The organism is Clostridium sp., assembly GCF_017888565.1.
Classification (GTDB): domain Bacteria; phylum Bacillota; class Clostridia; order Clostridiales; family Clostridiaceae; genus Clostridium.
Genome location: NZ_JAGHFX010000089.1, coordinates 49500 through 62476 on the forward strand (window position 1 = coordinate 49500; position 12977 = coordinate 62476).

Genomic DNA, 12977 nt, shown 5'->3' on the forward strand with positions numbered 1-12977 from the left:
TTTACTATCTTTCTTTATTCTTGTAGCTTTTGTTTCATTAAAACTAGTACTTTCTTTTCAATTCTTGATACTTGAACCTGACTTATACCAAGCATTTTAGCAACTTGCACTTGTGTTTTATCCTTAAAGTATCTAAGCATTATTATTTGTCTTGACTTACTATCCAGACTTCTTAAGGCTTCTTTCAATGCAATTTTATTTATCATATCACTATCATCTTCGCCTTTTTCACTTAGTTTGTCTATAAGTAAAACAGGAGCACCATCATCTTGATGAATAGTATCATATAAGTATTGCATACTAGCAGAAGATTCTATAGCAAATAATATCTCTTCTTTATCTACCCCTGAGAACTGTGATAGTTCCTCAATAGTTGGTTCTCTATCTAATTTTTTAGTTAACTGTTCTTTGTCAAAATGTAATTTTCTTGCTAAACTTTTTACATTTCTACTTACCTTTATTATTCCGTCATCTCTAATAAACCTCTTTATTTCTCCTATTATCATAGGAACTGCATAGGTAGAAAACTTTACATTAAATTTATCATCGAAATTATTTATAGCTTTAACTAAACCTATAGAGCCTATTTGAAATATGTCTTCGTAATCATACCCCCTATTAAGGAATTTTTTACTAATGGATGATACAAGAGGTAAATTCATTTCAATGACTTTATTCATAGCATCTTGATTACCTGCTTTGGCTAGAGGTATTAATTGTGAATTTTCTTCATAATTATACGCCTCTTTTCTTACACTTCCATTTTCCATATACTTCACCTAACTTACTGTGTTGAATTTCTTCTTCATTACAACTTTAGTTCCTTTTCCTTCTTCGCTCTTTACTTCTAAGCTATCCATAAATGTCTCCATAACTGTAAATCCCATCCCTGATCTTTCTAGCTCTGGCTTTGAAGTATATAATGGTTCCATTGCTTGTTCAACATTTGTAATTCCTCTACCAAAATCTTCAATACTTATAGTTATTTCACCTCCACTTATAATAGCTTCTATTTTGATTATACCCTCTTTTTTGTTTTCATAACCATGTATTATAGAATTTGTTACAGCTTCTGATACTGCTGTCTTTACATCTGTTAGTTCTTCTACTGTTGGGTCTAATTGAGATACAAATGCAGCAACTGCAACCCTTGCAAACCCTTCGTTTTGGGATTTACTCATTAATTCTATACTCACTTTATTATCTACCATTTTAAACCCCTCCATTAAATATTGACTACAGCTTCATCTATACTGCTATATACATCAATAATTTTATACATACCTGATATTTCAAAAACTTTATTAACAGTTCTATTTATCTCTGCTACACAAAGTTTTCCATCCCTGTTTTGCATTTTCTTGAATCTTCCTATTACTACACCTATTCCAGAGCTATCCATAAATGTTACTCCATTAAAGTTTAATATAACTTTTTTTATGTTATCCCTATCTATCCTATCATCTATTTTAACTCTTACCTCTTCAGCACTATGATGGTCTAATTCACCCATTAAGCTAACAACTAGTTTGTCTTCTTTTTTATCGAATTTTAGATACATACAAACTACTCTAAAGTCTTCCTTTAGAGTACTCACCTCCTCAATAGTTATTTCAAATATTTTCCTTCTTTTTCCATAATTTTAACATACTATTTTATTCATAGTCAAATAAAATAATAACTTTTTATCTTATTATATTTAATTTAATGAAAAATCAGTACATTTAATTTATTATATAATACAAATTCTATAAGTTAATGTGATCTATATAAAGATATTATGAACCCAGTCTCTTTTTAGATGTTAAAGTAATAAAAAAAATTATATACTCATAATTTCAAAACTTTAAATTTTTACACTTTTTTTATATAAAAAGAATTAATACGCATATACATATTAATTCTTTTTATATATTAATCTTCTTTTTTTCCCATAACCTTTTTATATTTTTTTATTTCTGATTTTAGGGCTGTATAAAAATCTTCTAAAGATTCTCCCTCTTCTAATATTAAAGTTTCTATTGCATCATCTAGATTATCCATAGTATATATATGAAAATCCCCGTTTTCTATAGACTTTTCAATTTCTGGTATTAATATTAACTCATCCTTATTTGAAGAAGGAATTAAGACTCCTTTATTTTTAACTATATCTAAGAAATCACATACTCTATAGAAACCTTCAATTTTTTCATTAACACCTCCTATTGCTTGCACCTCACCTAATTGATTTATAGATCCAGTTACTGCAATTGTTTGCTTTATAGGTCTTTTGCTTAATGAAGATAAAATACATATCATCTCTGCTACTGATGCACTATCTCCATCAAGTAACCCATAAATTTGTTCAAAACTCAAATAGAAATCTACCGGTATTTCTTCATATGGATTAATTATATTATTCAATAATCCCTTTAATATATTTATTGATTTTTCATGTATTTTTCCACTTAGTCTACTTTCCTTATGAATATCTATTATTCTTCCTGATCCTTTATGAGATACGCACGTTATTCTCATAGGCTTTCCAAAAGAATGATATCCAGTATCTAAAACTGCTAGTGCATTTATAACTCCTACTTTTTTTCCTATAACAGATATTAAGATTTTACTTTCTTTATAAAGTTTATCATATTCATTTTCTATTCTTTCTTTAACATATGCAATATCTATTATATCTTTAGATTTTATCATTAATGAATTTCTCTTTTTTGCATTATCATTAGCCAAAATCATTAATTTTTCTATTTCCGTAGTATCTATATTTATTTTTGTCTTACTATTTGCAGATCTTGATAAATATTTAATGATTTCATTTACTCCATCCTCTGTAATAGGCATAAGATTATTACTCTTTACCTTATCTTTTATAGCCTTATTTATATAAGCTGTAACATTATCATTAGTTTCTACAATAGGATTAAACTCAGCCCTTAGTGGAAATAGCTTTCTGAAATCTTCATCTAAAGTGTATAGTGTATCGTAAGTCTCTTGATCTCCTATTAAAATTACTTTTACATTTATAGGTATTGGTTGTGGCTTTAATCCACTTATTGAAATTACTTCAACATATGATTTTGAAATATCATATGTTAATTTGTTAGTTATAAGAGCTTTTTTCAAATGATAATAAGAATATGAATTATTAGCAAGTGAATTTATTCTAACAATTAAACATCCCCCATTTGCTTTTAGTAAAGTTCCTGAGTTTATTAATGATATATCCGTCGTATATACACCATTATGATTTTCATACTCTATAAAACCCATTAAATTATTTAGATTTGGGTCCTCTTCATAAATAACAGGTGGTGTATCTCTTAAACTATTGTCAACAAGTAAATGTATACCATACTTATTTATAACTTGATAAAGTTGTTCTTCATCTTCTTCAATATCCATTGTATAGCAACTTATAATTTCTTTTTCAATTGATATAAATAATTTTTCTAAATATTCATAAGCTGCATCATCATTTATAAACTCAAGTAAAACTTCATCCTTATATCCTTCCATTTCATTTGTTAGAAAATCACTATATATTTCTTTTAACTTTTTTATTGACTTAGTTTCTATTTCTTTTAGTTTTCCTAAAACTACTTCTGCTTTTTTCTTTAAAATAGATGCTTTTGCCACAATAGCTTCTTTCTTATTTTTTTCTAAATTATCATATTCTCTTTCGCTAATTACTTTACCACTTATTAATGGAATAAAAGCAAAACCTTTATTAGTAACTTTTACTTCAAAATCTTCCTTCTTCGCCATTTCCATCAATTCGCTTATATAATCATTTCTCTTACTTTGTATTTCTTCTATAAGTTCATCCTTTTCATCTTCAGATGAAGCATTATAGAACTCCTCTACTATTTCTATATAATTATTTCTTATTTCTTCAACTGCGTCCTTCAGCTTTTTACCATTACCATTGCTAACAAATAATACTTCTGGCTTCTTATCATCCTCTAATGAAACATAGCAAATGTCTTTTGGAGGTTCCAGATATTTATACTGCTCCTCTATATAATCTTGCAGCTTCCTTAATTTTTCCTTAGAAAATGAATCAATTAAATAAAGATTATAGCCTTCTTTATTTATATTAAGAGCTCTTCCAATCTTTTCATACTCACTATCTATTTCAGGAATTTTTGTTACACTGCCTTCCAAATCACTTTCTTTAAATTTAAAATTAAATTTTACTTCTTGTGAAGTTAACTCTTTTCTCATATATTTCCCACTTTAAAATTGCTTTAGCAATTATTAAGAAGCAGTTTCCCCCCTTTTTTTAGTATTTACTATATAGATATTCTTAAGATGCTTGTTTAGGGAATAAATTTTTTTAATTTAATTATTTTTTATCTATATTGGATTATATATATGAGAATTTTCATCACCAACACTTTTTCCTTGTAATTATATATCTTTAGTAATATTTAATCGTAAAATAATAAAAAACCTGTGATTTTTTATTCACAGGTTTTTTTATTTATTAATTTTTTATAATTACATTAGTTCTATAAACTTATTTACTATTTCTTCTGCATTTTTATAGTCTTGTTCTGATGGAACAAAGCAGAATGATAATCCTGGATCAACTACTTTAAGTTTTAAATCTTTTAGTCTTGATGTTAGCATTCTTACTCCTTCTCCGCTCCATCCATAAGATCCAAATGCTAATGCTGGCTTTCCTCTATTTATTATAGGATTAACTAAAGATAATAAATCCCAAGAGGGTTTAACTGCATCTTGATTTATTGTTGGAGATCCAACCATAAATCCTCTTGCTCTTTCTATCTTTGCTATACTCTCTTCTAAAGGAATAGTGGTTATTTCTGTTACATCTGCGTCAAATCCCTTTTCTTCTAGCTTCTCCTTCATAAAGTTAGCCATATTTTCAGTATTACCATATGCAGAAATATAGAATATTTCCACTTTATTTTTATCTACTTCTACTTCCGTTGCCCATTCTTTATATAAATTTAAAATATTATCTATATTAACAACATGAACTGGTCCATGGCTAGGTGCAATACATTCTATATTTAAATCTTTTATCTTTTCTAAGCCCATTAATACAAATTTCTTAAACGGTCCCATTATGCAATTAAAATAGTATTCCATTTCCACAAAATAATCTTGATTTAAGCTTTCTGTAATACCGCCTTCTGGACAATAATGAGATCCAGTAAAATCACATGTAAATAATAAGTTTCTTTCTTTTACATATGTGAAAATAGTATCTGGCCAGTGTAAATTAGGTGCACTTATAAATTTAAGACTTGTTTTACCAAGTAAAATTTCTTCCTTAGCTTCTACAGCATTAAAATCTCTATTCAATATATTTTTCAAGTAATTTAATGCAGCTTTAGATGCAACTACTTTTATTTCTGGATAATCTTCAATTAATCTTATAAGAGATCCACTATGATCTAATTCTGTATGCTGAACTATTACATAATCTACCTTTTTATCACCAATTACTTCTTTTAAATTATTTTTAAACTCATTATAAAATCCTGTTTTAACAGTATCAACTACTGCTACTTTCTCGTCATTTATTACGTAAGAGTTATAGGTTGTTCCTTTTTTTGTTTCCATTATTATATCAAATATTTTTAAATCTGGGTCTTTAACCCCTATCCAATATATATTATCTTTTAGCATTTCCTGTAACATATCCCTACCTCCAACTTTAATCTTTCTTATCTAAATACTCTAGTAATATTTTACCATAAATATATTTGTCAAACAATTATGAAATTCGACTTTTTTTATATATTTATTATATATATTTTAATTATTCTATAATTTTTTTTACAATTTTATCATATCTGTTATATTATCAACTTCTATAATATATTCGTAGTGTAATGCTCTTGTTAATGATACATATAAAAGCCTTTGATCTAATAAGGTATTTTTAAAGTTAGACTCACTCGGATTATAAATAATAGTTGCATCAAATTCTAATCCCTTTGTTAAATAAGATGGTATTATCAATATATCATCATTATGCTCTTTTTCATTTCCTTTTATTAATGTTGCTTTAAACGGGGAATTCTTTTTTATAAGTTTTTCTAAAATTTTACCTTCTTCTATACCTTTTGTTATTATTGCTATACTACTTTTACCTTTATTCATAACTTCAGTAATTATACTGTTTATATTTTTTATTGCATCTTTACTATTATTACATTTTATTATTTTAGGAGATTCTCCATGTCTTAATACAGGTTTTGCTCTTTTTAAATCTAACCCTTGCGATTCTAATGCCCCATTAGCAAAATCTATAATCTCAACTGTAGATCTATAGCTTTGAGTAAGTTGCATATATGTCGCCTTACCGTAAAAAACTTTTTCTACTATATCACTCCAATTTTTTATGCCTTTATAATAATATATTCCCTGAGCGATATCTCCAACTAAGGTAAGGGAATTCCCTTTTGTTAATCTATTTATTAAATAAATTTGGAATGGATTATAATCTTGTGCTTCATCTACTACTATATGTGAGTATTTTTCTTTTTCTTCAACACCTTCTAAAAGAATATTAATATATAGAAGTGGTGCTAAATCATCTTCATCTATAACTCCCTTAGTATAACTTGAAATTATTTCTTCTTTCATAAATTGTGATAGTTCTTTTGGTATTTTATTTAAAGTTGCAAGCTCAAAAAACTCTTCATTTTTAAATAAATCCACATATATATCCTTAGAGGTTATTCCTCTCCAGCTTTTAAAGTACTCATTCATTTCTTTCTTTGAATTATTTTTTATATTATTTTTAATTTCATCTCTTTCTGAATAAATTTCTATTAATTGCTTTCTCCTATCTCCACAATCCTCTTGTTTATTTTTTATTTCTTTAATCTTTATATCCCATTCTAAATCTACTTGCAGACAAAGAATTTCTATTCTCTCTTTGAGCTTTAATCCTAGATATCTTTTTATTTCATCTTTTCTTTTATTTATTGGATAATTTTTCAAGTCCTTAAGATAAAGTCTCATTATTTCCCTTTTGTTAAACAATACATAATTTCCAATCATTATATCTGTTATATCAACAGAATCGCTTTCTAGTAATGTAATGTATCTATCTATAATAGATTTAAAGGTTAATGTTCCCTTTATTTTAGATGAATTTATTATTAACTTACATTTTTCTGCATCTATAGACTCAATTAATTCCTTAAGTTTTTCATCTTTTCCCTTTACCTTACTTTTAACTTTTAAATACTTAAGTACCAAATCTTGAAAAGTAGTTTGCTTTACTTCATCAACACCTAAATTCGGTAATATCTCTGAAATATAATCCAAAAACAACTTATTGGGAGCTAGAACTAAAATATCTTTTCCATTCATAGTTTCTGAGTATCTATAAATCAAATATGCCAATCTATGTAAAGCTATAGTAGTTTTTCCTGAACCAGCTGACCCCTGAACTATAATAGGTAGATTTTTGGGCCATCTTATAATATCATTTTGTTCTTTTTGAATAGTTGCTACTACTTCTTTTAATTTTTTCCCTCTACTTTCCTCAAGATTTATTTTTAAAAATTCATCAACTAAGTCATTTCCTTCATCGCTAGTTTTTATTATAATTTCATTTATACCTTCATCGAATATCTCTTTTAGTGAATCTTCTTTAAATAAAAATTTTCTTTTTAGTGCTAGATTTCCTTCTATTATTCCTACTGGCGATTTATAATATGCGTATCCCCCAGTTCCACTATAATATAAATCAGCTACTGGAGTTCTCCAATCTACTACTATTTCTTCTCCATCTAAAGTTGAACTTACTGATTGTTTACCTATATATATACTTTCATCCTGCCCTCTTAATTCTCTAAAATCAACTCTGCCGAAATAAGGAACCTTTATAGCCTCCTCATAATTTTTTATATCTTTTCTTAATACAGAATATATTTTTTCTGTAGTTTCTTTTTCCTCGTTATAATTTCCTTTTGATTCCTTTGTTAAGGCTCTTAGCTTAGTTTCTATACCTTCATAACTCTTTTTTTTCTCTAAAAGCTCATTATCTATCTTTTTCCTTTTTTCCTTTAATATTTCTTGTTCCAATTTCAAATCTTTATTCATATTTTTACCTCAAAATTCAACTAATGCCTTAATTATAGGCTAACTAAATTATAAATTCAATTATTATAGTATATAAACTAATTAAGTAAAAATTATTAGCTGTTAAAATCATAAAATCCTATATATTCCAATTATTTACTATACCCAAAGCATTTATTCCTTTTATTTCCCATTTATAAATTATAAATTTCAATAAGTATTTTACTTTCCAATATTGTGTGTTAGAATCTTTACGTAAAGGAGATGTTAATATTGTCTAAGCAAACTAAAACACCCAACTATATAAAAATAGCTATTGATATAGCTCATAGAATAATAAATAATGAATTTTTGGAAGGAAGTAAGATTACAGGAAGAACAACTTTAGTTAGTATATATAATGTATCTCCAGAGACTATTAGAAGATCTTTAGCCTTATTAAAAGATATGAATGTTGTTACTATTAATGAAAAAAGTGGAATTATAATAAATAACAAGACTTATGCAAAAGAGTTTTTAAATAAATTTAAAACAAAATCAGATTTTACTCATTTAAATAGCGACACTTTTGACTTAATAAAAAAAAGGAAAGATATCGATAATAAGCTTGAAAAAAATATTAATGCAATAATTGAATTTGCTACTCAGCTAAGAAATGTTGGTTCTATTATTCCCTTTGAAAGTATAGTAGAAGAAAATAGTATAGCTGTAGATAAAAGTATTGGTGAACTCGACTTTTGGCATAATACAAAAGCTACTATAATTGCTGTTAAGAGAGATGGAGATTTATTCTTATCACCAGGACCATACTTTAAAATACATTCACAAGATATAATAGTTTATGTTGGAGAGGATTCAGTTCTAGAAACAGTTAAAGCTTATATTTCTTTACCATCATCTGATAAAGAAACAGAATAACAGCTAAAGCAAAATTGCTTTAGCTGTTATTTAATTAATATCTAATATATATTTAACTGCATATTTATTAACTTTTAACTTTGCCCCCCATCAATTTATAAGTAGCATTACCTATTACTCTTTTTATAACTCCAATTTTAATATCTGGATGATAAACAAATTTTGCAAGTCCAGAATCCTTCCAATATCTATAATCTGCATCTCCTTCTTTAAAAGGTATCTCTCCTGATTTTCTCCATAAATTATACATAAAGATAGATTTTATTTGTGGTTTGTGTATTTTTTTAGATATTAAATCTTTCCCAAACTTAGCTGATTTATATTTTATTTTTTCCACATTTTTGTCACTTAATTCTATCGCTCTATATGCTATTGGTATCATTTCCACAAAATTAAATCCCCAATAATATAAAACGTCACTAATATACTTTGCTGAAGATGTATGACCTGCCCCTGCAGTAGTAGTAATTACTAATGCTTTTTTTGCAAAAAATTTTGGCCTATGAAAGTTATAAGACATATGGTCTATAAACGTTTTTAAAAGCCCACTAACTTGCATTGAATAAACTGGTGAAGTAACTATAACAGCATCTGCATTTTCAATTTCATTTACTATATAACTCATCTTTTCATTGTGTGGACATTTATCTTCACCTTTATAAATACATAAAAAACATCCATTACAATAAGGTATATTTTCCTTACGTAATTCAATATCTATAAATTCAATTTCACCATGTTTTTTCATTTCCTCTTTTGCAATATTTAACACATTCCAAGTATTACCTCTTCTTGGACTTCCATGTATTACAACACACCTCATAATTTCCCCCTAAAATAAAAGAGAAAGCATTATATGTGCCTTCTCTCTTGCTGATTATTCTATTTAAATTATACACCGTATTTATCCAATTTGTAAATTTATACTTCAAAATATACTATACTTGTATCATCTCTTTTCTTTAATCTTGGATAATTATTACAGACACTATCCTTCTCTTGCTCCTCATATAAAACATTAAATATGTCATAAATATTGCTTTCTTTTACTAAGTTTATAAATTCCTCATAATCTTTTGTTAAATTGAATGTATCATAAAATTGTGAAAATCCATCTGAAGTAATACAAATACTAATTTCATCATTCATAGAAACTTTATTGTATAGACCTTTATCTACTGCATCTTCGTTAAACTCCAATATCCAATATCCATTTGATTTATTTTTTAATTTTCTTACACTTATAACTTCATCATTGCAAAATCTTCTTGCATCTAACACAGAGATATTATTTACTTTACTTACCTCACACATTTTTTCTAAAATCTCTTCTTCTAATGCTATAAGTCTTTTATTAGTGACTTCTTTTATTAATTCACCTTTTGGAGAATAAATTAATGTACAATCACCAATTACATAATACTCCAATTCTTTACTATTAAATCTTACTAAAGCTAAGGCTGCACAAGGATAATCAATTTCCCCTAAATCATTAAATCCATCATATTTAGAATACTTTTCTTTGACTTCTTTAACTGCATTCTTTATTATTTCTTTAATATCATCTGAATTATTTATATATTTTCTTAAATACTCATCTAATTCTTCAACGTACCATAATGCATCCGTTTCTTTTTCAGTAATTCTTTTTCCAGTTAATCCTGTTGCTCCATCTAATACCCAAGCAGCGTTATCAAGTACGGTAATCTTATCTTCATTTGGTTTCGCACTATTTCCTTGCTTTGATAAAAACTTAATATTTTTCATATACTCTCCCCCTCACAAATCACTTTATTATAAATTTAATAATTTATAATCAAATCTTATATAAATTATATCTCTTCACTAAAATTATATACAATTTTACTTAATAAAAATGGACAATTATACTGTAAGTCATAATTGTCCTTAAATACATGTTTTTATTAATGATTTATAAAATAATAGTATAATATTTGATAATATCATCTAAGTAAAACATAAAAACATGAATTCTATATTTATTTAATTTTTAAATGAATGAATTGGTGCAGGTATTCTTCCACCTCTTTGTATAAATAATGAAGAGGAATATTTATTTACAGGCATTACTGGAGCTGTTCCTAGTAATCCTCCAAACTCAACCAAATCGCCTACATTGCATCCTGGAGCTGGTATTACTCTTACAGCTGTAGTTTTGTTATTAATCATTCCTATAGCTGATTCATCTGCAATCATAGCTGCTATTGTTTCGGCTGGGGTATCTCCTGGAACAGCAATCATATCTAACCCTACTGAACATATAGCAGTCATAGCTTCTAGTTTTTCTAAGTTTAACGATCCATTTAATACAGCATCAATCATTCCTGCATCTTCTGAAACTGGTATAAATGCTCCGCTTAATCCTCCTACATGACTACATGCCATAACTCCACCTTTTTTAACAGCATCATTTAATAATGCAAGAGCTGCTGTTGTCCCATGAGTTCCAACTACTTCAAGTCCCATTTCTTCTAATATATGCGCAACAGAATCCCCTACTGCTGGAGTTGGAGCTAACGACAAATCTACTATCCCAAATGGAACTCCTAATCTTTCTGAAGCTTCTTTTGCAACTAATTGCCCCATTCTTGTAATCTTAAATGCAGTTTTCTTTATAGTTTCTGCAACTACATCAAAAGATTCCCCTTTAACTTTTTCTAAAGCTCTTTGTACAACACCAGGCCCACTAACCCCAACGCTTATAACTTTATCTGCTTCTCCAACGCCATGAAAGGCCCCTGCCATAAAAGGATTATCCTCAACCGCATTACAAAACACAACAAGCTTAGCACAACCAAATCCCTTTGTATCCTTTGTATATTCAGCAGTTTTTTTAATTACTTCGCCCATTTCTCTAACTGCATCCATATTTATTCCTGCTCTAGTTGAACCTACATTTACAGATGAACATACCTTACTAGTTTTAGCTAATGCTTCTGGTATTGAATTTATTAATATTTTATCTCCCTTTGTATATCCCTTTTGTACTAAAGCTGAAAAACCACCTATAAAGTCTACTCCTAAAGTTTCTGCTGCTTTATCTAAAGTTTGCGCAAACTTAACATAGTCTTTCTCATCTGTAGCTCCTGCAATTATTGATATAGGGGTTACTGATATTCTTTTATTTACTATTGGAATTCCAAATTCATTTTCTATTTCTTTACCTACTTTAACTAAATCTTTAGCACTACTAACTATTTTATTGTATATTTTTTCTCTTGCCTTATCGCCATCTGAATCTATACAGTCTAATAGTGAAATTCCCATAGTTATAGTTCTTATGTCAAGTTTTTCTTCTTCTATCATCTTTATGGTTTCTAATATATTATTACTGTTCATCTTTACCCTCCAATTATAAAGTGTGCATTGAATTAAATATTTCTTCTCTTTGAATTTTAACCTCTACTCCAAGCTCCTCACCTTTTGTTACTAATGCACTTTTAATATCATCAAAGGTAGAGTTAGCTTCTTTTAAGTCTAGCATCATTATCATTGTAAAGTATTTATCCATTATAGTTTGATTAACATCTAAGATGTTTATGTTTAATCTTAATAATTCGTTACTAACTCCTGCAACTATTCCCACTTTATCTTTTCCTATTACTGTTAATATAGCTTTCATTAATATTCAACTCCCATTTTTATTATATTTTTCCACACAACCTAAAAAGTTATTATAATTTTATCCCTTGTCCGTAAGTTTGTCAATTTTTAACTGTAATTATTCGTAAAAAATCCTATTTAAAATCTATATTGATTAATTAAAATCAATGACTGCATAGGATATAACGTTTCTTTATACCCTTTAGAAAAAAATAAAATATAAGTATAAAGGGGGTCGCGAAATGGTCTTACCCCCATTATGTAGACAGTCAATAAAAGGTCGTGTACAATCTACATAATGGGGTGATTTTTTATGTCAATAAAGCACAAAGCTTATAGTGCAGAATTTAAAATAAATGCAA

Annotated in this window: 11 protein-coding genes; 1 reads left to right on the plus strand and 10 read right to left on the minus strand. The window is 27.5% G+C overall.

Going from position 1 to position 12977, the window contains the following annotated elements; genetic code table 11:
* Positions 1-14: 14 nt before the first annotated feature.
* From sigF to helD, 6 genes are all read right to left on the minus strand, one after another.
* A complete protein-coding gene (gene sigF, locus J7M87_RS17175; protein WP_291652904.1) occupies positions 15-770 on the minus strand; it encodes an RNA polymerase sporulation sigma factor SigF in 756 nt (251 codons plus the stop codon).
* Between the two features lie 9 nt (positions 771-779).
* Entirely contained in the window at positions 780-1211 is a 432-nt protein-coding gene (gene spoIIAB, locus J7M87_RS17180; RefSeq protein WP_291652906.1) for an anti-sigma F factor, read from the minus strand.
* 14 nt (positions 1212-1225) lie between these two features.
* Positions 1226-1561: an anti-sigma F factor antagonist gene (gene spoIIAA, locus J7M87_RS17185; RefSeq protein ID WP_035284999.1), complete on the minus strand. Its 336-nt coding sequence runs from the start codon at positions 1559-1561 to the stop codon at positions 1226-1228.
* Positions 1562-1914: 353 nt separating this feature from the next.
* Positions 1915-4224 carry an AAA family ATPase gene (locus J7M87_RS17190; protein ID WP_291652908.1) on the minus strand — a complete coding sequence of 770 codons (2310 nt, stop codon included), beginning with the start codon at positions 4222-4224 and terminating at the stop codon, positions 1915-1917.
* 276 nt (positions 4225-4500) lie between these two features.
* Complete coding sequence (locus J7M87_RS17195; RefSeq protein WP_291652910.1) at positions 4501-5673, minus strand: FprA family A-type flavoprotein; 1173 nt, start codon at positions 5671-5673, stop codon at positions 4501-4503.
* 138 nt (positions 5674-5811) lie between these two features.
* On the minus strand, positions 5812-8094 hold the full coding sequence (gene helD, locus J7M87_RS17200; RefSeq protein WP_291652913.1) for an RNA polymerase recycling motor HelD: 2283 nt from the start codon (positions 8092-8094) through the stop codon (positions 5812-5814).
* A gap of 252 nt (positions 8095-8346) precedes the next feature.
* On the opposite strand from helD, the gene J7M87_RS17205 reads away from it, so the two are divergent.
* Positions 8347-8991 carry a TrkA C-terminal domain-containing protein gene (locus tag J7M87_RS17205; protein ID WP_291652915.1) on the plus strand — a complete coding sequence of 215 codons (645 nt, stop codon included), beginning with the start codon at positions 8347-8349 and terminating at the stop codon, positions 8989-8991.
* Positions 8992-9058: 67 nt separating this feature from the next.
* Here J7M87_RS17205 and J7M87_RS17210 read toward each other — a convergent pair whose 3' ends face one another.
* The 4 genes from J7M87_RS17210 to J7M87_RS17225 all read right to left on the minus strand — a co-directional run bounded on the left by J7M87_RS17210 (position 9059) and on the right by J7M87_RS17225 (position 12634).
* Positions 9059-9814 carry an NAD(P)H-dependent oxidoreductase gene (locus J7M87_RS17210; protein ID WP_291652917.1) on the minus strand — a complete coding sequence of 252 codons (756 nt, stop codon included), beginning with the start codon at positions 9812-9814 and terminating at the stop codon, positions 9059-9061.
* Positions 9815-9912: 98 nt separating this feature from the next.
* A complete protein-coding gene (locus tag J7M87_RS17215) occupies positions 9913-10758 on the minus strand; it encodes a protein phosphatase 2C domain-containing protein (RefSeq protein WP_291652919.1) in 846 nt (281 codons plus the stop codon).
* Between the two features lie 237 nt (positions 10759-10995).
* Entirely contained in the window at positions 10996-12351 is a 1356-nt protein-coding gene (locus tag J7M87_RS17220) for a PFL family protein (RefSeq protein ID WP_291652921.1), read from the minus strand.
* Positions 12352-12364: 13 nt separating this feature from the next.
* Positions 12365-12634, minus strand: coding sequence for an ACT domain-containing protein (locus J7M87_RS17225; RefSeq protein WP_283158302.1), 270 nt, complete (start codon positions 12632-12634; stop codon positions 12365-12367).
* Between the last annotated feature and the right edge of the window lie 343 nt (positions 12635-12977).

Coding starts and splice junctions, on each gene's coding strand:
- sigF (WP_291652904.1), bottom strand. CDS start 770: ATGGAAAATGGAAGTGTAAGAAAAGAGGCGTATAATTATGAAGAAAAT.
- helD (WP_291652913.1), bottom strand. CDS start 8,094: ATGAATAAAGATTTGAAATTGGAACAAGAAATATTAAAGGAAAAAAGG.
- J7M87_RS17210 (WP_291652917.1), bottom strand. CDS start 9,814: ATGAGGTGTGTTGTAATACATGGAAGTCCAAGAAGAGGTAATACTTGG.
- J7M87_RS17220 (WP_291652921.1), bottom strand. CDS start 12,351: ATGAACAGTAATAATATATTAGAAACCATAAAGATGATAGAAGAAGAA.
- J7M87_RS17225 (WP_283158302.1), bottom strand. CDS start 12,634: ATGAAAGCTATATTAACAGTAATAGGAAAAGATAAAGTGGGAATAGTT.
- J7M87_RS17190 (WP_291652908.1), bottom strand. CDS start 4,224: ATGAGAAAAGAGTTAACTTCACAAGAAGTAAAATTTAATTTTAAATTT.
- J7M87_RS17195 (WP_291652910.1), bottom strand. CDS start 5,673: ATGTTACAGGAAATGCTAAAAGATAATATATATTGGATAGGGGTTAAA.
- J7M87_RS17215 (WP_291652919.1), bottom strand. CDS start 10,758: ATGAAAAATATTAAGTTTTTATCAAAGCAAGGAAATAGTGCGAAACCA.
- spoIIAA (WP_035284999.1), bottom strand. CDS start 1,561: ATGTATCTAAAATTCGATAAAAAAGAAGACAAACTAGTTGTTAGCTTA.
- spoIIAB (WP_291652906.1), bottom strand. CDS start 1,211: ATGGTAGATAATAAAGTGAGTATAGAATTAATGAGTAAATCCCAAAAC.